This is a genomic window from Paraburkholderia sp. J8-2, from assembly GCF_905220195.1.
Classification (GTDB): domain Bacteria; phylum Pseudomonadota; class Gammaproteobacteria; order Burkholderiales; family Burkholderiaceae; genus Paraburkholderia.
In genome coordinates this window covers 72,720-94,136 of sequence record NZ_CAJMZA010000022.1, presented here as the reverse complement: position 1 = coordinate 94,136, position 21,417 = coordinate 72,720, and the positions used below count along the sequence as shown (strand labels likewise).

Genomic DNA, 21,417 nt, shown 5'->3' with positions numbered 1-21,417 from the left:
TCTGCCATACCAGACCAGACGCCCGAAGGCGTCGACATGGAGAAGCTCGAAGCGAGCTTCAAGAAGGGCGCGTGGCCGCGATGCTCCTCGGGAACTGCCGTGCGCACGTCTGAGGCGCACAAGTCTCTTGCCTCGAGCGCCGCAAGCGCGCCGGCTAACGTTCAGCCGGTCGCGCCAGTGCGTCGATATCGGTTCTACGTACGAAAACGTTGCTCTTCGATTCTTTGCAGCTTGCTGACTTGTGCAATCCCGCCGAGCAGCGAGGCGAGGTAGTCGACGATATCGTCGAGCGTGACAATGCCGGTGAGTCGCCCTGCCTCGTCGACGACCGGCAGGCGGCGTATGCCCGAACGACGCATCTCGTCGAGCGCCACACTGATCTCGTCGGACTCCGAAACCACAATCAGGCCGCGCGACATGATCTGTCCCGCCGTAAACTGGTCGGGATCCTCGCCGGCCGCCATCACTGCGACAACGAGATCGCGGTCCGTCACCATTCCAACGGGCGTGGCGTCGCCGTTGCGATATTCGACTACCACGATGTCGCCGACGTGCGCGTGGCGCATGCGTTCGGCCAATACGAGGGCGCTGCAATCGCCCGTGCAGGTTTCAACTGGCTGGGTGCTGATCCTTCCGATGTGCATGATCGACCTCCGGTTCGCTAGACGGTGGCATGCTGTGTCTGCACCTCGTAGCCGTCGGCCACGATGGTCCAGTCATTGACACGCCGCGCTTTTTCGAATTCGAGAATGGCTCCGGCAATGGCCTCGTCGACGTCCGCTGCCGCGTTTGGGACGCGCATCAACGCGCATCGGTGCGCAAAACCGCGGTGATCGAGGATTTCCTTGTAGAACACAACGTCCACGGCCGCCATCACCAAAGCCGATTCTCGTGCGGCGCGGGTGCCCCCGGCGCTGCCACGGCACGGGTATACGTCTGCATTTTCGATGCTCGACATAACGTCCTGACCTCTGAAACGAAACCGGTGCTGCGCGCCACGTCGACGCCACACGCTCATCATCTATTGCCGCTTCGCCGCGCCATTGATTCAGGTCAAGCGCGAACGGCGGCGGACCGGTTCGAATAGACACAGCAACCGTAAAAGCACGGCAGGTCTTCACCGTTTGATGCTACGGATTACGCGTCACCCGATCTGTCTGAACAGCGCGTGACTTTGCCTTTAGCACCTCACACGCCCATCCTGCCCAAACCGGAGTACCGAACATGTCGAAACTCTCTACCCTGCACATGCTGCTCTTCGGCATGCTTCGCCTACGCCTCATTCGCACCCGGCATCTGAACCTCACGTGGCAAACGCGTGCATTCACGCCAGTCCTTGTTCCCGTCCCATGTCGCGCGCGCAAGACACCCCGTTCGCGTTGAGCGCCGGCAAGAGGCGGCGCGATGCCCGCCTTGTCGATCGCGCGCTGCGGCGAGCCGCCACCTACCCGCACCCCGCCGCGCAAATCCGGCGAATCGAGACGCATCTGTCCCTTGTGTATCTCGCCGGGCGCTATGCATACAAGATCTTCAAGCCGGTGCACTTCAGCTTTATCGATCTCACGCGTCTCGCACGGCGCCGCCAATGCGCGCTGGCTGAGTACACACTGAACCACCGGCTGGCCGGCCCGCTCTATCTGGACGTATGGCCGCTTTTCGTGCAAGGTTTGCGCTGCAACTTCGGTCAGGCCGCTCCTACGAGGGCACGCACGCGAGAAACGCGCCCCGCGCCGCTGGAGTACGTGGTGCGAATGCGGCGCTTCAATGCGAGCGCTGTCCTATCCGCACGCAGCGCGAACCATGACGATGGCATTGAAGATGCAAACGCACTGGCCGCGCGTCTCGCCCACTACCATCTCCATGCTCCCCGCCACGCACCGAGTCCGCGCTACGGCAGCGTGGCCTGCATGACCGCCCAGATGCATCCGCTTATCGAAGCGCTCGACGCCGGGGTGCCGCAGGAGGCCGCGTTGCGCGCATGGTGCGAGGCGGAACTGAAGCGCACCGCGCCGCGCTTTGCCGAACGGCAAGCGGACGGCTTTGTGCGCGCCTGTCATGGCGATCTGCATCTCGACAACATCGTGCGGTGGCGCAACCGGCTGCTGATGTTCGATTGCATCGAGTTCGACGATGCCCTGCGCTGGATCGACATGGCGAGCGATCTCGCGTTCGCTGCAATGGACTTTGCCGCGCACGCACGCGAGGACTGCGCGCACCGGCTGCTATGCGGATGGCTTGCGCAAACGGGCGACTACGGCGCGCTTCGCCTGTTCCCGTTCTACACGGTCTATCGCGCCCTCGTGCGCGCGCTCGTGGCCCGGTTGCGCGGCGATAGCGCCGAACGCGCGCGTTATCTGCGTGTCGCGCAAGCTGTCGTTGCGCGGGTGCGCGACACGCGACCCTGCCTGCTGTTGTGTCACGGGGTTTCCGGTTCGGGCAAATCGCTTGCGAGCCAGGCGTTGGCGGACCGGCTGGGCGCGATCCGCCTGTCGAGCGACGCCGAACGCAAACGCCTCGCTGGCATCGCCGACACGGTCCGGCTGCCCGCATCGTCATATGCGGCCGCCAAGACCGACGCGATTTATGACAACCTCCGCGCGCACGTGCAAACCGTACTCGAAAGCGGCTACACGGCCATCGTGGATGCGACGTTCCTGCGCGAACGAAACCGGGCCGGGTTCATCGCGCTCGCGCGACGCCTGGACGTACGGATCGCCATTCTCGATTTCGCCACGGCCCGCGCCACACTTTTTGCCCGCGTGGCCGCGCGCGCCGCCTTGGGACGCGATGCATCCGATGCCGACACGGCGGTCCTTATCGGCCAACTCGCACAGGCCGAGCCCCTAAGCGCCGCGGAGAGCATGCTGGCGATCGCCTTCGACACTGGCGTCGAACCCGGTGCGTACGAAGGCAAGGCGTTCTGGCTGCCGCTACTGGAATCAATCGGACCCCGGCGTTTTGGTCGCGATGCTGCGACGGCGTGACGACCGCACGCGCCATCACACGCGACGACTGGCATCGGGCCCGCTCGCTTTCAGTCGGGTAATCCCGCGCGCGTATCCATCAGCCGCCTGCAGTGTTGCAGATGCATGTGTGCAAGACGCAGATAGCACCGTGTGCGCGCAATCCAGTGCGACGAGCCGCAATACGCCTTCTCGCGCAGATGCAGCCCCGCAAGCCGTGCGCGCACGGCAGCGCGCACGCTTTGATAGAAGTGCACGAGCGCTGCCTCGGGCCGGTCGCCACTCGCTCGCCGCCACTCGCGCAACAGGGCTTGGGCGGCCTGCCGTGAGCCGAGCCGCTCGCATTCCAGCGCCAGAAAAGCGGCTTCGTCTGCGCAATCGACAGTGCGCAGCACCTTCGAGAGCGTCAGGCAGTCGATAATCTGTATCGGCCTCACGAGGCACACATGCTCCGGGCGCAAATCCCCGTGACCCTCCACGATGCGCCCCTCGCGCACGCGCCGTTCGAGACAGGGTTGCAATCGCTCCAGCGCCTCGCGCTGGCAATCGCAGAGCGCCGCGACCGCCGCGACGTCCTGTTGCAGCGCTGGGTCGCACAAGTCGCGCTCATTCGCGTCGACGAGGTCGCCGAGGTAGCGCAGATAACGCGCGCCGTCGATTTCCAGTCGGGGCAGTGCACCATAGAAGGCAGCAAGCGTAGCCGAGACGGCGCGCAAATCCTCCGCACTTGCCGTATGCGCGCGCAGCATGCAGTCAAGCATCCGCGAAGCCGGCAGCCGGCGCATCTGCACGAGCCAGTCGACCACACGGCCGCTGCCATTCACCGCGAGCGAGCGCGCCCGGTCGCGCGTGAGCGGCACCACAGCCAGATACACGTTCGGCGCGAGCCGGCGGTTGAGCCTGAATTCCCTGCGGCAATCGCGCTCACGTGCGCCGAGCGAGCGCAGATCCGAACCGGCGTGCCGCACGGGCTTCTTCATTTTCCAGGCGAAGCGCGACGTGAGAAACACCCACGACAGATGCGTCTCAATGACGCTCACGCGACGCGGCTTGTCCGGCCAGATATCGGGCGAGCGCAGACACTCGAACAATTCGCGTGGCGTCAGCCGCGAGAGGCGGCGCGGGTTCGATCTTCGCCGCGAACGCACCCGCCTGCGCGCAGGCGCTTTCCGGGCGGCATGGGCAAGGGGCATGAGCAGATTCCTCGCGCCGGGAGGGTGCTTGCCGCGCCACTCTTCCTGGCACGGCTCGCAAACGGCGGGCTAGCGATCACTGTCCACTGCTTCCCCCATAGCGGCTTGATTCAGATCAGCGAGCGTCCGAAGCGCACCTTGCCGCCCCGATTGACGTGCATCAAACACGACGCCCATTACCACACCGATGATGAAAATCGAGCGCGCGCAGCCTACGGCCTCGGGGCCAGACGTGACGCTTGCACACCGGGAGCCCGCATGATGAACACCGCGCCGATGCTTTTTTCTCCGCCAACCTCCCATGCGTTCGCCGAACGCGTGGCCTCTGCGCTGGGCGTCGCGCTCGGCGAACACGAATGGCGCCCCTTCGAAGACGGCGAGCACAAGATGCGCCCGCTGGAAAGCGTGCGCGGCCGCGACGTTTATGTGATCCATTCGCTGTACGCCGAACCCGGCCATACCGTCAACGACAAGCTGTGCGAGTTGCTCTTCTTCGTGGGCGCGCTGGTGGACGCCGCTGCGGCGCGTGTGAGCGTCGTCGCGCCCTACCTCTGTTATGCGCGCAAGGATCGGCGCTCGCAGCCACGCGACCCTGTGACTACCCGCTATGTTGCCCAGCTGTTCGAAGCCGTGGGCGCCGCTCGCTTCGCCACGCTCGACGTCCACAATGTGGCGGCCTGGCAAAACGCGTTTCGCATACCGACGGAGCATCTCGAATCGAACGCGCTACTGGCGCAGTGGTTCGCGACCCACTTGCGCGATACGGCACTCGTTGTCGTTTCGCCCGACGCGGGCGGCGTGCGACGCGCGGAGGACTTTCGGGCACGGCTTGCGAAGCTACTCGGACATCCGGTGGAAGCGGCATTCGCCGGCAAGCTGCGCGCGGGTGGCATCGTGACAGGCAAGCCGATCGTCGGCGATCTGGAGGGGCGATGCGCCATCATCGTCGATGACCTGATCGGCACAGGCACGACGCTCGCGCAAGTTGCGGGCCATTGCCGCGCGCTCGGCGCCACCGAAGTGCATGCGGCCGCGACGCACGGCCTTTTCCTCGGCGACGCGTGCGCGAAGCTGGGCGACGGCGCGATACGGAGCATAGTCGTGACCGACAGCGTTGCGCCCTGGCGGGTGCCGGAGGGTCCGTTGCTCGAACGCCTAACCGTGCTCGACAGCGCACCGCTCATTGCCGAAGCCATCGCCCGCATGCACGCGGATGCGTCGTAGCGTCGTGAAGTCGCGAGCGCTTCCGCCTTCTGACCTGCTGCGCACACATCGTTGAGGAATTCGGCACGCCGCACACCATGCGCTCAAATGACAATGCGCTACATGATTGACCTGGATCAGTCCGTGCGCCGCGATCCGATCCATCCTGACTTCAAGCGCCACGTTTCTGCGCATTCAAGCGGTCCCGGCAGCGGCAAGTTACGGGAACGCACGTTCGCTGGCCCCGCGGGGCCTGACATGCCTTAGCATCGAAGGATGCACCCGTCACACTGTGCTCGAAGCGCGGTTGTGAGGCGGTCCTTCCGCTAAAGGCGTGCGGCCCGGCCATGCGACGCGCGTACCGATCGGGCCTGCAACCGCGTCGCGGAGACCTACCAGACGGTAGTCCGATCGTGAAACGTGGCGCCCCCTCCTTTTCGGAACCCGCTGCGTGCGTGTCGTGCGCAATGGCCGCTGAGTGTGCATTGCACCTCGCGCGGCCGACCTTCCTCGCGCAACGGCCACGGTAGCAATACGATGCCAACGCACAGCGAATCTTCAGGCAAGCAAAACATTGCCGGCACCGCAGCCGGGTCCAATACCGCTACCGGCTGTCTCCTGCACCTTGCGGCAATAACAGGACTCGCTTTTCTCCTTGCGGCCTGCGCCACCCAAAACACGGGCAACGCTCCGGAAGCGATCTCCGGAAAAACGCCGCCGGTGCTGCAACCCGTGCCGGTCGACCTGACGCGTTACATGGGGCGCTGGTACACCATTGCCACCGTGCCTTATTTAAACGAACGCGAGTACGTTGGCAGCTACGCGGACTGGGAACTGCGCCCGGATGGCAGGATCGACGACAACTACTACGGAAGACGCTACGGCTTTGACCAGCCGTTGACCGGCGGCACACTGGTCGCGCACACCGTGCCAGGCAGCGGCGGCGGGAAATGGCGAGTCACGATCTTGTGGCCATTCGATGTGGTCGTCCTCACGGTCTACGTGGATCCCGACTACCGCTACACCGTGCGCTGCGCGGAGGATGGCAGCCCCATCTGGATTCTGTCCCGTACGCCGGACATGGACGACGACGTGTACGCCAGCCTGGTACGCCGGCTTGCCGCAATGGGTATCCACACTGAAGGTTTGCGGCGCGTTCCGCAGCACCCCGAACAGGTGGGCTTGCCGGGATTCATGGCGCCCCGCCAATAAAGCGCGCGTCAAGCACAAACGGCGCGCCGTTGCGCGCCCGACGCATCAGGACGCGCGATCCATCTGCGCGACCAGTGCCTCGAGCTGTCCCTCTAACACGGGAACTGTGGGAGAAAAATGCCGGGCATCTCGCTCTCCGGTTAGAACGTACCGATCGACGCAGCCGTGTACGCCTGCATGTCTGGCACAGGCAAACCCATTTTCAGGCGCGCGGACGCCTGCGGGTTGATATACGTCAAGCACCCACTTGCGCGCAGCGACAAGATTCCTGGCATGCATTGCACCCCGGCCGTGTGTGACGGAACTTCATGTCGGCACGCCTGACGGGTCACGCTCGCTCTCGCTTGCCTGGCGCAGCGAGCAACCGCACTCCCCACCCGCATTGAGTCAGGAGGACACCATGTATTCCCGAATTCTTGTCCCGCTCGACGGTAGCGAGACGGCCTGCGCCGCACTCGATGCCGCCATGGATCTCGCTCACGCTACCGGCGCGGCACTCCAGCCGCTTTACGTGATCGACATCCCCGTTATCGTGTACGAGGTACCGGGCTTTGATCCGTCGGTCGCGCGCGATGCGTTCATCGAACAAGGCCGCATCGTCTGCACCGATGCTCAGGCGCGCATGACAAGCGAGGCGGTAACCGGCACGCCCCGTACGGCCGAAGTCGAACTGGGTGCCGAAGACGTCGCGGAGTGCATCGAGCGCATCGCCGCAGACTGGCATGCAGACCTGATCGTCATGGGCACGCACGGCCGGCGCGGCGTGCGTCGGCTGATGCTCGGCAGCGTAGCTGAGCGCGTGCTGCGCCTCGCCCGTCGCCCCGTGCTTCTCGTGCCGTTGCGGGCGGCGCAGCTGCAGCATGAAACGCCGGCTATTCGCGCGGCGACCGTGTCAGCTGGACTCGTCTCGCGAGCGAGCGCGCCGACCACGGCATCCGCTAACGCGGAATGAACATTGAGAGGGCCGCGACTCCCATCACGGCGGTCGCGGCCCATCCGAGCGCGAGCACCGGCCGGCTTGCGGTGAACGGACCCATTACCGTGCGTTTCGACACGAGGACGATGACCACGACCATGAGCGGCACGGCGACCATTCCATTGATGACCGCGCTCCAGAACAGCGCGCGCATGGGGCTGATTGGCGAGTACTGTAGGGCGAGCGCAACGAGCACGCTCACCGCGATGATGCCGTAGAAGCCGCGCGCGTCGGCCACCCGGCGCTCGAGTCCCTCCTTCCATCTCACCGCCTCCGAAAGTGCGTAGGCGCCCGATCCGGCAAGCACAGGCGCGCCGATCAGCCCGACTGCGAAAATGCCCACCGCGAAGAGGAGATAAGCGAAGTCGCCGGCAAGCGGGCGCAGCGCGCTCGCTGCCTGTGCCGCCGTGTTGATATCGGTTATGCCGGCAACATGCAGCGTCACACCCGTGGCGAGAATGATGAACCACGCCGTGATGTCCGAATAGAACATGCCGCTCCATGTATCCCAACGAATGCGCCGCAATTCGGTGGAAGCGGCACCGGGATCGGTCACGAGCGGCGCACTATCGCGTATTGCCTGCATGTCCTTCGGATGCCTGCCAGAAAAACAGGTACGGGCTGATGGTGGTGCCGAACACGCCGAGCACAACGGCCGCCGAAGACGCATCGGGCGTGAAGTGCGGCCACACGGTGCGTAGTGCCACTTGCCGCCAGGGCACGTGAACCGTAAATAGCACTGCGGCGTAGGCGAGCAGCGAAAGCGTCAGCCACTTCAGGAAGAACACGTACCGGTGATACGGCACGAATACCTGAAGCAGCAGCGTCGCCAGAACGAAGGAAGTCGTCATCAGGTGGCGGTCTACGCCGGTCACCAGTTCGGCGGCTTCGCCCATGGCGGCCACGTCGGCCGCGATGTTGAGCGTATTGGCGGCGAGCAGCAGCGCCACCACGCTGTAAAGCACGATCGGCGGAAACACGGCCTTAATGTTGGCGGCCAGTCCCTTGCCCGTGACCCTGCCGAGATTGGCGCACATCGACTGAACCGCCGCCATCAACGGGAAGGCGAGCGGCATCGTCCACAGCATGCCAAGCCCGAACTGCGCGCCCGCCTGGGAATACGTGGCAATGCCACTGGGGTCGTCGTCCGCCACCCCGGTGATCAACCCTGGCCCGACCCGCGCGAGCGGGTGCTCCTTCAGGCGGGCGAGCCACTCCTTCAAGATGCCGGACCGTGTCCTGTTTTCGACGTGCATCGGTTCTCCCCGGTTCTTGCCTACTCACGCAACGGCACGCCGCTTCGGGGGAGAAAGGTCGGGCGCCGCACACGCCGCTTCGACCACACCTTGTGCCGCGAATGGCGTACGACGTGTGTGATCTCAGCGCAGATCGTATTCACGCATCATTTCGGCGATCACCGCCTTCAAAGGCGCCATGCACTCCTGCGCAATCCCGCGAAACTCGTCGATGACCCAATTGCAGCCTCCGTTCTCCACCGGATCGACTCTGCGCGGAATCGGGATCTCGCAATCACGGCACCTATCACCAAGATCCGCGTTTTCCTGAACTCGGCGCAGTATCTCCGTACGGATTTTTTCAGCTGTATCAACGTTCTTGATCATGTCTACCTCCATCGGTCCACGAGCATGTCTTTCTCGATATTTCACAAATGGGAGAGCGACGCGAGGCGTAGCCGCTCCGCCACCTGCTGCTCCATTCTTTCCCTGCGGAGACCCGGAGCGTTGATGCACGTCAATCGACACGCCTCTTCCCGGGATAAGGTTGGCTTACATGCAAGGTCTGGACGTCAAGCGAAGCCGCGACGATTGAATTGATGCAGGTCAAGCGCTCGCCTGCTTCCCGGCGGTCGAATGACTTTGAACACCGGCACGGCCGCGCTCGAGCTGGCTATAGCAAACACGGAGAACGCACCATGAGCCGTGGATGGCGATGCAGTTTCCTTCTTGGCGCGGCGGCGCTCGCAATTGCCACGGCAGGCACGCCGCCCGTGCAGGCTGAGCCAGGCGACAAAACCGCGCCGAACGCCGAGTCCGCGAACGCGTTTTCGGGCACCAGCATCAAGCATGCGAAAGCGGTCGTCATGGCAATCGACACCGGCCGCAACAGCATCACCCTGCTCGAAGGCAATGGCGAGTCGTATGAAGTGATGGTCGACCGCAATATCGGCAATGTCGGGAACCTGCAACTCGGCGACATGGTGTCCGCAACGTTCAGCCGTGCGTTGCTGCTACGCGCCGACAAGTCCAGTTCGAGTGGCATTCGCGAGCGCGTCGACAAAGGGTACGCAACGGAGCCGTCCTTGCGGTCGTCGCTGTCCATGTACCGCATCGAAGCGGTGACGACCGTGGTAGAGGTCGATCGCGACAAGCGCCTGCTTACCTTGCGCGGCCCAACGCGCACGGTCGTATTGCAGGCGTCGTCCGACAGCCTGCTCGACGGACTCCATCCAGGCGACAGCGTGCGTGTCGACTACGTCGAGGCAACTGCTGTACAGATTTTGCGCGACGGCGAGCCGTTGCACTGACCCCTATGCTCCGCAGTCCCTAATCAGCGAGATCCATCGTGACAGGCAAAACGCTCGTATTTCACCAGGCAGCCCGCCAGCGCCTTCTCGACGGCGTCAACGCGCTCGCCGAGGCCGTAAAGGTCACGCTCGGCCCAGGCGGGCGCAACGTGATCGTCGAACGCCGAGGCGACACGCCGTTGATCGCGAACTCGGGCGTCGTCGTGGCCGGTTCGGTCGCCGTGCCCGATTCGTTCGAGGAAATGGGTGTGCGGCTTCTGCGCGAAGTCGCCACGCGCACGAGCGAACTCGCCGGCGACGGCACGACGACCGCGACCACGCTCGCTCAGGCCATCATGGTCGAGGGCAACAAGTATGTTGCGGCGGGCTTCGATGCGATGGCGCTGCGCCGCGCCATCGAGTCCGCCGGCCAGCGTGTCGTCGCGCGGCTGCGCGAATTGTCGCGCCCTTGCGCCGGCACCGACGAAGTGCGCCACATCGCCACGATTTCGGCAAGCGGCGACGCGAGTATCGGCGGCATCGTCGCTCAGGCTGTCGAGCGAGTGGGCCGCGATGGCGCGATCAGCATCGAAGACGGTTCGAAGCTCGAAGACGAACTGGAAACCGTGGAAGGCTCGCTGATCGAGCACGGCTACGCCTCCCCGCTCTTCGTCGGCGACGACGCGCGCGAAGTCGTGCTCGAAGAGCCGCGTATCCTGCTGTGCGACGCAACCATCAGTTCGATTGCGCAAATGCTGCCCTTGCTCGAAGCGCTCAGCGCCACGGGCAAGCCGCTGCTCGTGGTGGCGAACGAGATCGAAGGCGAAGCGCTGGCCACGCTCGTGGTCAATCATCTGCGCGGCACGCTGAAGTCGTGCGCGGTACGCTCGCCCGGATTTGGCGAGCGGCGCAGCGAAACGCTGAACGACCTCGCCGCGCTGACCGGCGCCACCGTCATCTCGCCGCAAGCGGGCCGCAGGCTCGAGCACGCGACGCTCGACGATCTGGGAACGGCGCGCCGCGTCGAAATCGCCCGCGAAACCACGACAATCGTCGAGGCGCGCGGCGACCGGACGCGCCTCCAGGAGCGCGTTGACGCGCTGCGCGCACGCGTCGAACGGCTCGGCCCCGGCAACGAACGCGACGCGCTGTCGCGCCGCCTCACGCGGCTCGCGGGCGGCGTGGCCGTCATTCGCGTCGGCGCGGCGACGGAAACGGCACTGCACGAGCGCAAGAATCGCTTCGAAGATGCACTCCATGCCACGCGCGCGGCGGTCGAGGAAGGCGTCGTGCCGGGCGGCGGCGTTGCGCTACTGCGCGCGCGGTCGGTTCTCGAAGACTTCGGCGCCGACGAAACGGAGCGCGCCGGCGCGAAGATCGTCCATGATGCGCTGGCCGCGCCGCTGGCCCAGATTGCCGAAAACGCCGGCGCCGATGCCCAGGTGATCGTGCACACCGTGAGCGCAGCGAAGGACGCGTGGGGCTATGACGCCGCGCGCGGCGAGTTCGGCGACATGATGGCCGCGGGCATTGTCGATCCGCTGAAGGTCACGCGCACCGCGTTGCAGAACGCGGTATCGATTGCTTCCCTGCTGCTGACCACGGACTGCATGATCGCCCGTCCGACTGATTCGGGATACGAAACAACCGAATGATCGTTGACTTCCGCGTTCCGGTCACCGGAGCGCGGGTCGCGGATACTGCCCGCCTGACCTGGCGAAAAATGAGGTATCGACATGGAAGACGCTTTCGAAAGACGCGCGCTGCTGCTTCACCTGGGACGCACGCTGCAGTTGCTGGCCCGCATTCTCCAGACGCAGCCGGCGGTCGAGACCGTCGGGGACCTGATCGCGCGGAATCCGATCCTCGAAAACGAGGTCCTGCTCGGGCATGTTTCGCGTTCCATGAGCTTGCAGGAATTCATTGCGCGCACGCAGCAGGCATTCTGTGGCTGGCCGCAGGCATTGCTCGAGGAGAAACTCGACCACGACGCATTCGCCACATCCGTTCGCAACCGCTTGTTCGCTCAGAACCCGCGCGGCTGGCATGCCTATACAACAACCCTGCGTCCCGAGGTCGCCTGGTTCGGCCTGGAGCTGGAGCCGACGCCGGCAAGCCGTTCGCACGGGCGCCATCGCAGGAACAACCGTACAGTCGCGCGCGCGCCTATCAGCGCGGATATGGCTGGCGTGGACGCCGTCGCAGCGCCGGCCCGGGAAATCGAGCGGGACAAGGATGACGCGGGGCGCACTTTGGAGAGCGTCGAAGGGCTCTCCTCACCATACGGCAGCGGGCGCTCAAACGAGCAGTCCCTGCCCGATTTCGAATAAACGCGTGCGCGGCGAATTCGCTCACACCCAGGGTGTCTCGGAGCGCGCCTCGCGCCTGTGCCAGGCCGCCGCCGGTTCGAGCGGCTCGAGCGCGCTGGTTTCGTCGAGGTGGAAAAGCGCATCGAACTGCGAGGCGAGTTCCGCTTCGAAATAATGACTCTGCCGTTCCGTCTGCGGCAGATACAGCACGCCGATCGCGCGTTCGAGCAGGGGTTCGTCGAGCGTGCGCGAGGTGTCGTCGCGCAACGGCAGGAAGAAGCGGTCGTAGCCCGTGGTATGGAGCAAATGCTCCCAGCTCCCGTGCAGCGCGGGACGCACCCATTTCTGCTCGACCTCGCCGTCCCAGTGCGATGCAGCCGACACATGCCCTGTGTAGGTCGTGAACCCCACCAGCAACGCCCGGTGCTGCGCGCTCTCACGCACGATCTGGCCGAGGTTCCATTCGCCGCGACGCCGCGACTCCGTTGCGCGGGCGTCGCCGAGATGCGAGTTGTGTGCCCAGACAACCACCTTGCCGCTGCCACCGCGGCGCACGCGGTAGCGGGCCAGCGCGAACAGCGTGTTGGCCATATGGGCGTCGCGCAGATTCCACGTGTTCAGGCGGCTTCCGAACATCCCACGGTAGTACGCTTCTGCATTGACCACCACCTGCGCGTTCTGCTCGGCGAAGAACTGCGCGTCGAGCGCGTCGGTGCCGTCGCGCGAGAGGTAGTCGAATTCGTCGGCGCGCAATTGCAGGAGTTGACGCACTGCGCCGGCCTGCGCGGCGGGTCGCGCGCCAAGCGCCACCGCATAACCGTAGGCCTGGGGCTCGCGCACATGGTCCAGCGCCGCGTAGCGTTCGCGCGCCAGGGCGGCTTCGCCGGGGTCCACGTCTTCCAGATAGTGGATCACCGCGTCGGCGGACCGGTAGAGGCTGTAGAGATCGAGACCGTAGACGCCCACCCGCTGCCGCAGCGGACGGCTCATGTTGATTTCGCGTAGCGCGGCAACGAAATCGCGGACTTCCTTATTGCGCCACATCCACACAGGGAAGCGCTCGAAGTCGTCGAGCGCCGTCGTGGCGTCGTCTGCGCCCTCGCCCTGCACGTAACGGTTGATGCGCCACGCGTCGGGCCAGTCGCCTTCGATGGCGACGGTGTCGAAGCCGCACTCGGCGATGAGACGCAGCGTGATTTGCGCACGCATGCGATAGAAGTCGGCGGTGCCGTGGGTCGCCTCGCCGAGCAGAACCAGATCCCGGCCAGACGCCATTTCCATCAGTGCATCGTAGTCCGTATTATTCCCGTTCAGGCGCTGACCAAGCGCGCGAACGGCAAGGAATGGTGTTTTTGATGGCTGCATGATGAAGTCTCTCCATGCGGGATACGAAAGCGCCTGGGCGAGGAAACCTGCTTGCTCACGCGCTGCGGTTGGGTGCCGCGTAGAGCCGGTACGCCGCTCAGGCCGCGCCGTCTTCTGGCAAAGCGGCACCCATGTCCTTTTGTTGCCAGTCCTGCGCGGCGTGGAGGCACGTTCGTACCTCGTCGTCGCCCGTCTGCGTGAAGTCGGCATAAAACTGCCCGATGCCCATGAACCAGTCCGGCTGCATCACATAGACAAAGTCGTCCGCGACCGACTCGAAGCGGGCTTCGGAATTGGCTGGACACACGGGCACCGCCACGACGATCTGCTTCGGATTCCGTGTGCGCAGCGTATTGAGGGCGGCGTGCATGGTCGATCCTGTCGCTATGCCGTCATCCACGACAATGACGGTCTTGCCCTCCACGGCGGCAGGCGGCTGCCGCCCTCGGTAGGCCAGCTCGCGACGGCCAAGCTCAACGCGTTCGCGCGCGATGGCGTCCAGAACCTGTTGCTCGCTAACGTGGAGTGCGCGCAGCACCGAATCGTTGAGATAGATTGCCTCGCCGGAAGCGATGGCCCCCATCGCAAGCTCGGGGTTATGAGGCGCGCCGAGCTTGCGCACGAGCAGAACATCGAGCGGGCAGCGCATGGCCCGCGCCACTTCATAGCCAACCGGCACGCCGCCACGCGGCAGCGCCAGCACCACGACGTCGGTGCGCCCGGCGTAACGAGTCAATGCCGCCGCGAGCTGTTTGCCGGCGTCAGCGCGATTGCGAAATATGCCATTCATGGTCGATGTCCTGTATGCGATGCGTCGCCAGTCCTGTCTATGGCGGCGAAGCTCCAATCGCGGGCCTGCACGCGGCGCAACTGCGCTCAGTGTTCAGGGCGAAGCACTGCCCAGCCAGCGTCCAAACCAGCCGGCAGCAAGCCGCGTCACTTCATCGAGCGCGCCGGGTTCCTCGAAGAGATGGGTCGCGCCAGCCACGATCGCCGTGCTGTGCTCGCAGGTCAGTTGCCCGGCGGCCTTCTGGTTCAGGCCGATCACGTCCGTGTCGAGTTCGCCGACAATCAGCAGCGTCGGCGCGCAAACCGAGGCGAGCGCTGTCCTCGCGAGGTCCGGCCGGCCGCCCCTCGACACGATGGCGCTCACGGTGTTCGTCTGGGCCGCCGCGACGAGCGCGGCCGCGGCGCCCGTACTCGCTCCGAAGAGCCCGACCGGCAGTGTTGCGACGTCGGCCCATTGCCGCAGCCATACAAGGGTCGCTTCTAACCGGCGCGCCAGCAGTGCGATATTGAAGCGGTACGTGGCATCGACGTCATCGTGCCGTTGCTCGACCTCCGTCAGCAGATCGAACAGCAGGGTCGCGAATCCCGCGCGCTGCAAACCGGCGGCCACCAGCCGGTTTCGCGGGCTGAAGCGGCTGCTGCCGCTGCCGTGCACGAACACCACGACGCCGCGCGCGTCATCGGGAATCTCCAGAATTCCGCCAAGCTTCACGTAATCGACGGGAATGGCCACCTGCAGGGTTTGCATCTGTCTCTCCTGGAAACGCAATCGCACGCCGGTATCGGCTGTCGGGCACGATAGCGTTCTGCATGCTCCGTGCCAGTTCATTACCTCATTCACGAGGAGGTGCTCATGCCTGGATCATCGTGTCTCCCTTGATCTACCCATTGACCTCGATCAATCGCCCGTTCCGCCCTGCCAGGAGAGGACACGCTGACCTGGATCAACGCTTGTGGCGCGCCGCCGTCCATGCTGTGGTCAACCCGGGGACGAACGCATACCCGGCCTCGCCATGTTTCCAGTGCCGCCGCAAGTGAATCCCATGCCCATTCACAATGTCGATATCGCCGAGATATTCAGCGAGATTGCCGACCTGCTCGAAATTCAGGGCGACAACCCATTCCGGGTGCGCGCGTACCGCAATGCGGCGCGATCGGTCGGCGAGCATGCGCAAAACGTACGTACGATGGTGGCCCAGGGCGCTGACCTGAAGGCCATCCCCGCTATCGGCGACGACCTCGCGCTCAAGATCCGAGAAATCGTCACCACCGGCTCATGCGCGCTCCTCGCGAGCCTGCATGCCCAGGTGCCTTCGGCGGTCACGGCGCTGCTGCGCGTGCCGGCTCTCGGGCCAAAGCGTGTGCGGCGGCTGTACGAACAACTGCACGTGCATTCGCTGGAAGAGCTGGAGCAGGCTGCCGCCCAGGGCAGGATCCATACATTGCCCGGATTCGGCGCGCTGACCGAGGCGCATATTCTCGCGAGCGTCCAGACGCGCCTCGACAAATCGCGCCGGTTTCCGTTCGCGCTCGCCAGCGAGCGCGCACAATCGCTGCTGGCCTGGCTTGCCGCGTCTGCCGACGTGGTGCACGTCGAAGCGGCGGGCAGTCTGCGGCGCCTGCGCGACACGGTCGGCGACATCGACATCCTCGCCACGTCGCGCGACCCGGCCGCGGTCACACGGCGGTTTGCCGGCTACGAAGACGTCACCGAAGTGCTCGCGCAAGGGCCCACCCGCGCGAGCGTCGTGCTGCGCGGCGGCCTGCAAGTCGACCTGCGCGTGGTCGCCCCCGAGAGCTTTGGTGCCGCGCTCGCCTACTTCACCGGCTCGAAGGCACACAACGTGGCGCTGCGCCGCCTCGCCCAGGAGCGCGGCCTCAAGATCAACGAGTACGGTGTCTTCCGCGCGCAAACGCGCATCGCCGGCGCAACCGAGGAGTCCGTTTACGCGAGCGTCGGGCTGCCCTGGATTCCACCGGAGCTGCGCGAAGATCGTGGCGAGATCGAAGCGGCGCGCGGCGGCGCGCTGCCTGCGTTGATCGCGCGCGCCGATCTGCGCGGAGATCTGCACGCGCATACCGTGGCCAGCGACGGACGTGCGTCGCTGCTCGACATGGCGCTCGCCGCCCGCGAGCGCGGCCTGTCCTACCTCGCCATAACGGATCACTCGAAGCGCCTCGCGATGGCGCACGGACTGGACGCAGCGAGGCTCGCGACGCAGTGCGACAAGATCGACCGGCTCAACGCGCAACTCACGGGTATCACGCTGCTCAAGGGCATCGAGGTCGACATACTCGAAGACGGCCGGCTTGATCTACCCGACGCCATGCTTGCGCGGCTCGACCTCGTGGTCGGCGCGATACACAGTCATTTCAATCTGCCGCGCGAACGTCAAACCGAACGCATCCTGCGCGCGATGGACCATCCCTGTTTTACCCTGCTCGCGCATCCAGGCGGGCGCCTGACCGGCCGTCGCGAATCGTGCGAGATCGACATGCTGCGTGTGATGCGCAAGGCGCAAGCGCGTGGCTGCTTCCTGGAGCTCGATGCCCAGCCCGAGCGCCTGGACCTGATCGACACGGCCTGCCGCATGGCGAAAGATCACGGGGTTCTGGTTTCGATCGACTCCGACGCGCACAGCGTGGCCGAACTCGACAATTTGCGCTACGGCGTCAACCAGGCACGCCGTGGATGGCTGGGAAAACCTGACGTGCTGAACACGCGCTCGCTTGCGAGGCTGCGGCCGCTGCTTGCGCGTACGATGCGCTCCTGTGCTCACGAAATCCCGGAAAGCCGGTAATCGGGATCGGATAGTCCGAGGCCAACAATGTGGTACGCCCTTCTCGAACAACAGCGTGAATGGCTGCGTGCATGGCGCGCCGCGGCGCAGTACGCGCGGCATGCGTGCGAGGCGTGGCCCGCGCCGCCGCTCGCGCATGCCGCCTCGTCCTGCTATGCGGATCTGTTCGAGCCCCTGCTCGGCCTCGCGGAGCAGCCGCCGCCGTTTGCGATCCGCTCCATCGCGCTCGACGGGCGCCATTGCGAAGTTGACGAACATATCGTTGCGCATACGCCGTTCTGCGACCTGCGGCGCTTTGCTCGCGCCCGGTCCGCGCGCACCGTCCTGCTGTGCACGCCGCTGGCAGGCCACGCGGCCGTCATGATGCGGGAGACCGTTGAGACGCTGCTTGCCGACGGCGACGTCTACCTCACCGACTGGTTAAATGCGCGCGATGTACCGCTGTCCGCAGGCCGTTTCGGTCTCGGCGAATACGTGGTAATGCTCGACGCCTTCATCGACACGCTTGCGCGGGACCCGCGGCCCCTGCATGTCGTGGCCGTGTGCCAGTCCACGTTTCCTGCGCTCGGCGCGCTGGCGCTGCGCGCGCAACGCGGTTGTGCGCCGCCCGCGAGCGTGACGCTGATAGGCGGCCCGCTCGACGCGCGCGTCAATCCGAGCACGCTCGGCATCGCGGCCGCATCGCACTCTCTCGACTGGTGCCAGCGCCACCTGATCGATATCGTACCGGCCGGGTTCGCCGGGCGTGGCCGGCGCGTGTTTCCAACCTACCTGCAGCGGGCCGAGATCGCGATCGTCTACCCGCATCGCTATGTGGCGCTGGTCGACCGCTATGCAAAGGCCACCGCGCACGGCGACCCCAGCGCGCTCGCCGAGGCGCGCCGCGCATTGATCGAGTACACCGCGCTGCTCGACATGCCCGCCGAATATTTTCTCGATACCGTGGACATCGTGTTCCATCGCGCCATGCTCGCACGGCACGCATGGCGTGTAAGCGGTACGCTCGTCGACCCCGCCGCGTTGCGGGACGTCGAGTTGCTGACCGTCGAGGGCACGCGCGATGCCGTCACGGGCGCCGGACAAACGCATGCGGCTCTGGGGATGTGCAGTGGCATCGCGGCAGCAGCGCGCCAGCGGCTTGATGTAGAGGGTTGCGATCACTATGGACTCTTTACGGGCGATCGCTGGCGCGACGATGTGCATCCGGCGCTGCTGGCGCTGTTCATCCGTGCGGACGCGGCCCGGCTCCGGCAGCGCGCCATGCCGCGCAAATCCGGCGTCGTATCGGGATGACACCGCACGTGCGTCGCGGAGGCAGCTCTCGGTTGAGCCAGATCAACTGACCCACACCGGCAACTGCCACCATGCAAGCACCGTATCCCTACACCCGACGCGCCAGCGAGCCATGCCCCATCCCGTCATCGAAACCCACGCGCTTTGCCGCCGCTTCGGCGAGGTGACGGCGGTCGATGCGCTGACGCTTTCAGTCGACGCCGGCGAAACCTTCGGGCTCCTGGGCCGCAACGGCGCCGGCAAATCGACGGTCATCAAGATGCTCACCACCTTGCTGCCGCCAAGCGCCGGCTCGGCGACGGTATGCGGCTTCGACATCGTGCGGCAGTCCGCCCGCGTGCGGCAGATGATTGGTTACGTTCCGCAGGCCCTCTCCGCGGACGGCGATCTCACCGGCTACGAAAACCTGCTCGTGTTTGCCCAGCTCTACGATATTCCGCGCACCGAGCGGGCCGAACGCATTGGCCGCGCACTTGCCTTCATGGGGTTGAAGGAAGCCGCGCACCGGCTCGTGAAGACCTACTCGGGCGGCATGATCCGCCGGCTCGAAATTGCGCAGTCCACGCTGCACCGCCCGCGCGTGCTGTTTCTCGACGAGCCTACGGTCGGCCTCGATCCCGTCGCCCGGCAGTCGGTCTGGGAGCAGGTCGAGCGCCTGCAGTCGCGCTTCAATGCCGCGATCCTGCTCACCACGCACTACCTGGAGGAAGCCGAGCACTTGTGCCGGCGCGTCGCCATCATGAGCCGTGGGCGCGTGGCTGCCATCGGCACGCCTGCCGCGCTACGCGCGGCGATCGGTCCGAACGCGAGCTTCGAGGACGTGTTCGAGCACTACACGCGCGACGAGGCCCCCCTCATCGGAGCTTACGATGAAGCCTCCCAGACCCGCCGAACCAGCCAACGCCTCGGGTAACCCGATACAAGCCAGTGTGGGCGACGCGCCACGCGCGCCGCTGGTTTCGCTCGTGGCCAAGACCCTTGCGATCGGCGCGATGGAGGTGCGCAAGCTGCGCCACGATCCGACCGAACTGGCGACACGCGCGGTGCAGCCCGTTCTGTGGCTCCTTGTGTTCGGCCAGGTCATGAGCCGGGGCCGCGTGATCGACACGGGCGGCGCACCTTATCTCGACTTCCTCACGTTTGGCATCCTCGCGCAAAGCGTGCTGTTCATCGCGATCTTCAACGGCATTTCGGTGATCTGGGAGCGCGATCTCGGTATCGTTCACAAACTGCTCGCCAGCCCCACGCCGCGCGCGGCGCTCGTGCTCGGCAAGTCGCTAGGCGGCGGCGTGCGCACGCTCGTGCAGGCCGCGGTCGTCATGGTGCTCGCGCTCGCGATCGGTGTGCATTTGCGTGTCGACCCGGTTTCGATAGCAGGCGTCGCGTTCTTCGTCGTGCTCGGGGCGGCGGTCTTTTCGAGCTTCTCGCTCATCATTGCCTGCATCGTGAAGACGCGCGAGCGCTTCATGGGCGTCGGACAGGTCCTCACGGTGCCGCTCTTTTTTGCGAGCAATGCGATCTATCCGACCTCGTTGATGCCGCGCGCGCTGCAGATCGTCTCCGAGGCAAACCCGCTGAGCTATCAGGTCGACGCATTGCGACGGCTATTGCTGCCGGGCTTCGCGAGCGTCGCAGGCTCAGGGCTCGTGCTGGACGCCGCTGTACTCGCGGCGGCCGTTGTCGTGCTCGTCGCGCTGTGCGCGCGGCTCTATCCCGATCTGGCGCGCTGACGCCCGCACGCGCGCAGCCACACATTGCGCGTGCGGCTAGAGGATCATGCGAGCCCGGTCACGCTGACTCACGCCGACATTTCGTATGCCTGACGAAACGCAACAACGAACGCATCGAACGCCGCGTAAGGCAAGCGGCCTATGCCTGCAGCCCCCGCGCGCCCCGCTCCGCCAAAACGGCGGCAAAAACTGTCCGCGCCAAATGGCCTTGCAAGTGGCGCGCGCACGCTCACGGTCCAATCGCCCTCGGCTGTGGGAGTGAATACCGCATGCGCGCGCTCGGGGGCCGCCAGCGCGAGCTGGTTCGCGAAGGCACCACGCACCCGGCGCGCCCAGCGCTCGCCCGGCAGAGTAAAGACCTCGATGCCCGCCGATGTTGCCGCCGGGCGCTGCGCGCAAGCGAGTGCCACGTCCTCGCGCCGCGCTTGCCCAAGCGTTGCGAGCAGCGCGCAAGCCCCGGCGAAGTCGAGCGGCTGCGCGTACGGCTCGAGCAGCGCGTAGAGCGCCGCAGGTTCAATCAGCAGATCGTCGATCGAGTCTCCGTAGCCCGCGTAATTCACGTTCTCACCCAGTTCGCGCAGGGTTGCTTCGTCGTCCGGATCGATGCCCGCGAGCTGTGCGAGCCGGTGAGCTGCGCCCGGCAGATTGTCGCCGAACGCCGCGGCAACCGCCCACGCGCGATAGCGCCCGCGGAGCCGCCGGTCGACGAGGATGCTCGTGCAGACGTCGGACGCCGTATCGATATCCGTATGCAGCAACGGGTGCCGCGGCAATTCGCCAGCGACGTGATGGTCGATATAGTCGATCGTCACGCCGCGCGCCAGCAGCGCGAGTACGGCGGCGCGATTGGTGTCGAAAGAGAGGTCGAGGGCAGTCACATGGTCGCCGGGGCTCGCGGTGACCCGCGCAAGCAGCGCGTTATCGCGCTTTGGCCCCGTGATCAACACCGCATTGCGCGGCGTTGCGAGGCGCAGTTGATGCAGCGCGAACAGACCGTCCGCGTCGCCGTTGCACACGTCGAAGTATCGCATCGGGTGCCTCGCATGCGCGTGCGTGTTG

The 21,417-nt window shown here is 65.6% G+C and carries 19 protein-coding genes and 1 pseudogene; 11 read left to right on the top strand and 9 right to left on the bottom strand.

Translation table 11 applies throughout. The features are described 5' to 3' along the window. Positions 1 to 194 precede the first annotated feature (194 nt). Both U5A52_RS31820 and U5A52_RS31815 read right to left on the bottom strand, forming a co-directional pair. The gene (locus U5A52_RS31820; RefSeq protein ID WP_321937812.1) at positions 195 to 644 is read right to left on the bottom strand and encodes a CBS domain-containing protein; all 450 of its coding nucleotides are present in this window, start codon (positions 642 to 644) and stop codon (positions 195 to 197) included. Between the two features lie 17 nt (positions 645 to 661). Next, a complete protein-coding gene (locus tag U5A52_RS31815) occupies positions 662 to 958 on the bottom strand; it encodes a hypothetical protein (RefSeq protein ID WP_321937811.1) in 297 nt (98 codons plus the stop codon). A gap of 391 nt (positions 959 to 1,349) precedes the next feature. Here U5A52_RS31815 and U5A52_RS31810 point away from each other — a divergent pair, with 391 nt between their 5' ends. Beyond that, positions 1,350 to 2,984, top strand: a complete 1,635-nt coding sequence (locus U5A52_RS31810; protein WP_321937809.1) for a bifunctional aminoglycoside phosphotransferase/ATP-binding protein — start codon at positions 1,350 to 1,352, stop codon at positions 2,982 to 2,984. Between the two features lie 50 nt (positions 2,985 to 3,034). Here the strand turns inward: U5A52_RS31810 and U5A52_RS31805 are convergent, their stop codons facing one another. Further along, complete coding sequence (locus U5A52_RS31805; RefSeq protein WP_321937808.1) at positions 3,035 to 4,003, bottom strand: hypothetical protein; 969 nt, start codon at positions 4,001 to 4,003, stop codon at positions 3,035 to 3,037. Positions 4,004 to 4,414: 411 nt separating this feature from the next. On the opposite strand from U5A52_RS31805, the gene U5A52_RS31800 reads away from it, so the two are divergent. The 3 genes from U5A52_RS31800 to U5A52_RS31790 all read left to right on the top strand — a co-directional run bounded on the left by U5A52_RS31800 (position 4,415) and on the right by U5A52_RS31790 (position 7,523). Next, positions 4,415 to 5,380: a ribose-phosphate pyrophosphokinase gene (locus U5A52_RS31800; protein WP_321937805.1), complete on the top strand. Its 966-nt coding sequence runs from the start codon at positions 4,415 to 4,417 to the stop codon at positions 5,378 to 5,380. Positions 5,381 to 5,896: 516 nt separating this feature from the next. After that, positions 5,897 to 6,571: a lipocalin family protein gene (locus U5A52_RS31795; RefSeq protein WP_321937803.1), complete on the top strand. Its 675-nt coding sequence runs from the start codon at positions 5,897 to 5,899 to the stop codon at positions 6,569 to 6,571. A 400-nt stretch (positions 6,572 to 6,971) separates the two neighbouring features. Next, positions 6,972 to 7,523, top strand: coding sequence for a universal stress protein (locus U5A52_RS31790; protein WP_321937801.1), 552 nt, complete (start codon positions 6,972 to 6,974; stop codon positions 7,521 to 7,523). Here the strand turns inward: U5A52_RS31790 and U5A52_RS31785 are convergent. Both U5A52_RS31785 and U5A52_RS31780 read right to left on the bottom strand, forming a co-directional pair. After that, a pseudogene (locus U5A52_RS31785) lies at positions 7,510 to 8,803 on the bottom strand (NRAMP family divalent metal transporter). The gene U5A52_RS31790 and the pseudogene U5A52_RS31785 sit on opposite strands and share 14 nt — an antisense overlap. 123 nt (positions 8,804 to 8,926) lie before the next feature. Next, entirely contained in the window at positions 8,927 to 9,169 is a 243-nt protein-coding gene (locus U5A52_RS31780) for a hypothetical protein (RefSeq protein ID WP_321937799.1), read from the bottom strand. Positions 9,170 to 9,480: 311 nt separating this feature from the next. Between U5A52_RS31780 and U5A52_RS31775 the strand changes: the two genes are divergently transcribed. From U5A52_RS31775 to U5A52_RS31765, 3 genes are all read left to right on the top strand, one after another. Beyond that, on the top strand, positions 9,481 to 10,092 hold the full coding sequence (locus U5A52_RS31775) for a hypothetical protein (RefSeq protein ID WP_321937798.1): 612 nt from the start codon (positions 9,481 to 9,483) through the stop codon (positions 10,090 to 10,092). Positions 10,093 to 10,130: 38 nt separating this feature from the next. After that, the gene (gene groL, locus U5A52_RS31770) at positions 10,131 to 11,726 is read left to right on the top strand and encodes a chaperonin GroEL (RefSeq protein ID WP_321937796.1); all 1,596 of its coding nucleotides are present in this window, start codon (positions 10,131 to 10,133) and stop codon (positions 11,724 to 11,726) included. 81 nt (positions 11,727 to 11,807) lie between these two features. After that, positions 11,808 to 12,401 (top strand): hypothetical protein, encoded by a 594-nt coding sequence (locus U5A52_RS31765; RefSeq protein WP_321937794.1) that lies wholly within the window; start codon positions 11,808 to 11,810, stop codon positions 12,399 to 12,401. Between the two features lie 21 nt (positions 12,402 to 12,422). On the opposite strand, the gene U5A52_RS31760 is transcribed toward U5A52_RS31765, so the two are convergent. The 3 genes from U5A52_RS31760 to U5A52_RS31750 all read right to left on the bottom strand — a co-directional run bounded on the left by U5A52_RS31760 (position 12,423) and on the right by U5A52_RS31750 (position 15,282). Continuing rightward, positions 12,423 to 13,745: an erythromycin esterase family protein gene (locus U5A52_RS31760; RefSeq protein WP_321937792.1), complete on the bottom strand. Its 1,323-nt coding sequence runs from the start codon at positions 13,743 to 13,745 to the stop codon at positions 12,423 to 12,425. Positions 13,746 to 13,842: 97 nt separating this feature from the next. Further along, a complete protein-coding gene (locus U5A52_RS31755) occupies positions 13,843 to 14,535 on the bottom strand; it encodes a phosphoribosyltransferase (protein WP_321937790.1) in 693 nt (230 codons plus the stop codon). Between the two features lie 93 nt (positions 14,536 to 14,628). Further along, positions 14,629 to 15,282 (bottom strand): dienelactone hydrolase family protein, encoded by a 654-nt coding sequence (locus U5A52_RS31750; protein WP_321937788.1) that lies wholly within the window; start codon positions 15,280 to 15,282, stop codon positions 14,629 to 14,631. A 295-nt stretch (positions 15,283 to 15,577) separates the two neighbouring features. On the opposite strand from U5A52_RS31750, the gene polX reads away from it, so the two are divergent. The 4 genes from polX to U5A52_RS31730 all read left to right on the top strand — a co-directional run bounded on the left by polX (position 15,578) and on the right by U5A52_RS31730 (position 20,358). Continuing rightward, positions 15,578 to 17,335, top strand: a complete 1,758-nt coding sequence (polX, locus tag U5A52_RS31745; RefSeq protein WP_321937786.1) for a DNA polymerase/3'-5' exonuclease PolX — start codon at positions 15,578 to 15,580, stop codon at positions 17,333 to 17,335. Positions 17,336 to 17,362: 27 nt separating this feature from the next. Continuing rightward, the gene (gene phaZ / locus U5A52_RS31740) at positions 17,363 to 18,628 is read left to right on the top strand and encodes a polyhydroxyalkanoate depolymerase (protein ID WP_321937784.1); all 1,266 of its coding nucleotides are present in this window, start codon (positions 17,363 to 17,365) and stop codon (positions 18,626 to 18,628) included. A 112-nt stretch (positions 18,629 to 18,740) separates the two neighbouring features. Beyond that, positions 18,741 to 19,541: an ATP-binding cassette domain-containing protein gene (locus U5A52_RS31735; RefSeq protein ID WP_321937782.1), complete on the top strand. Its 801-nt coding sequence runs from the start codon at positions 18,741 to 18,743 to the stop codon at positions 19,539 to 19,541. Continuing rightward, positions 19,498 to 20,358, top strand: a complete 861-nt coding sequence (locus U5A52_RS31730; RefSeq protein WP_321937780.1) for an ABC transporter permease — start codon at positions 19,498 to 19,500, stop codon at positions 20,356 to 20,358. The genes U5A52_RS31735 and U5A52_RS31730 overlap by 44 nt, the downstream gene beginning before the upstream one ends. 68 nt (positions 20,359 to 20,426) lie before the next feature. On the opposite strand, the gene U5A52_RS31725 is transcribed toward U5A52_RS31730, so the two are convergent. Further along, positions 20,427 to 21,389, bottom strand: a complete 963-nt coding sequence (locus tag U5A52_RS31725; RefSeq protein WP_321937779.1) for an acetyltransferase — start codon at positions 21,387 to 21,389, stop codon at positions 20,427 to 20,429. Positions 21,390 to 21,417: the final 28 nt, after the last annotated feature.

Coding starts and splice junctions, on each gene's coding strand:
- U5A52_RS31820 (WP_321937812.1), bottom strand. CDS start 644: ATGCACATCGGAAGGATCAGCACCCAGCCAGTTGAAACCTGCACGGGC.
- U5A52_RS31815 (WP_321937811.1), bottom strand. CDS start 958: ATGTCGAGCATCGAAAATGCAGACGTATACCCGTGCCGTGGCAGCGCC.
- U5A52_RS31810 (WP_321937809.1), top strand. CDS start 1,350: ATGTCGCGCGCGCAAGACACCCCGTTCGCGTTGAGCGCCGGCAAGAGG.
- U5A52_RS31800 (WP_321937805.1), top strand. CDS start 4,415: ATGATGAACACCGCGCCGATGCTTTTTTCTCCGCCAACCTCCCATGCG.
- U5A52_RS31795 (WP_321937803.1), top strand. CDS start 5,897: ATGCCAACGCACAGCGAATCTTCAGGCAAGCAAAACATTGCCGGCACC.
- U5A52_RS31790 (WP_321937801.1), top strand. CDS start 6,972: ATGTATTCCCGAATTCTTGTCCCGCTCGACGGTAGCGAGACGGCCTGC.
- U5A52_RS31780 (WP_321937799.1), bottom strand. CDS start 9,169: ATGATCAAGAACGTTGATACAGCTGAAAAAATCCGTACGGAGATACTG.
- U5A52_RS31775 (WP_321937798.1), top strand. CDS start 9,481: ATGAGCCGTGGATGGCGATGCAGTTTCCTTCTTGGCGCGGCGGCGCTC.
- U5A52_RS31765 (WP_321937794.1), top strand. CDS start 11,808: ATGGAAGACGCTTTCGAAAGACGCGCGCTGCTGCTTCACCTGGGACGC.
- U5A52_RS31760 (WP_321937792.1), bottom strand. CDS start 13,745: ATGCAGCCATCAAAAACACCATTCCTTGCCGTTCGCGCGCTTGGTCAG.
- U5A52_RS31755 (WP_321937790.1), bottom strand. CDS start 14,535: ATGAATGGCATATTTCGCAATCGCGCTGACGCCGGCAAACAGCTCGCG.
- U5A52_RS31750 (WP_321937788.1), bottom strand. CDS start 15,282: ATGCAAACCCTGCAGGTGGCCATTCCCGTCGATTACGTGAAGCTTGGC.
- polX (WP_321937786.1), top strand. CDS start 15,578: ATGCCCATTCACAATGTCGATATCGCCGAGATATTCAGCGAGATTGCC.
- phaZ (WP_321937784.1), top strand. CDS start 17,363: ATGTGGTACGCCCTTCTCGAACAACAGCGTGAATGGCTGCGTGCATGG.
- U5A52_RS31735 (WP_321937782.1), top strand. CDS start 18,741: ATGCCCCATCCCGTCATCGAAACCCACGCGCTTTGCCGCCGCTTCGGC.
- U5A52_RS31730 (WP_321937780.1), top strand. CDS start 19,498: ATGAAGCCTCCCAGACCCGCCGAACCAGCCAACGCCTCGGGTAACCCG.
- U5A52_RS31725 (WP_321937779.1), bottom strand. CDS start 21,389: ATGCGATACTTCGACGTGTGCAACGGCGACGCGGACGGTCTGTTCGCG.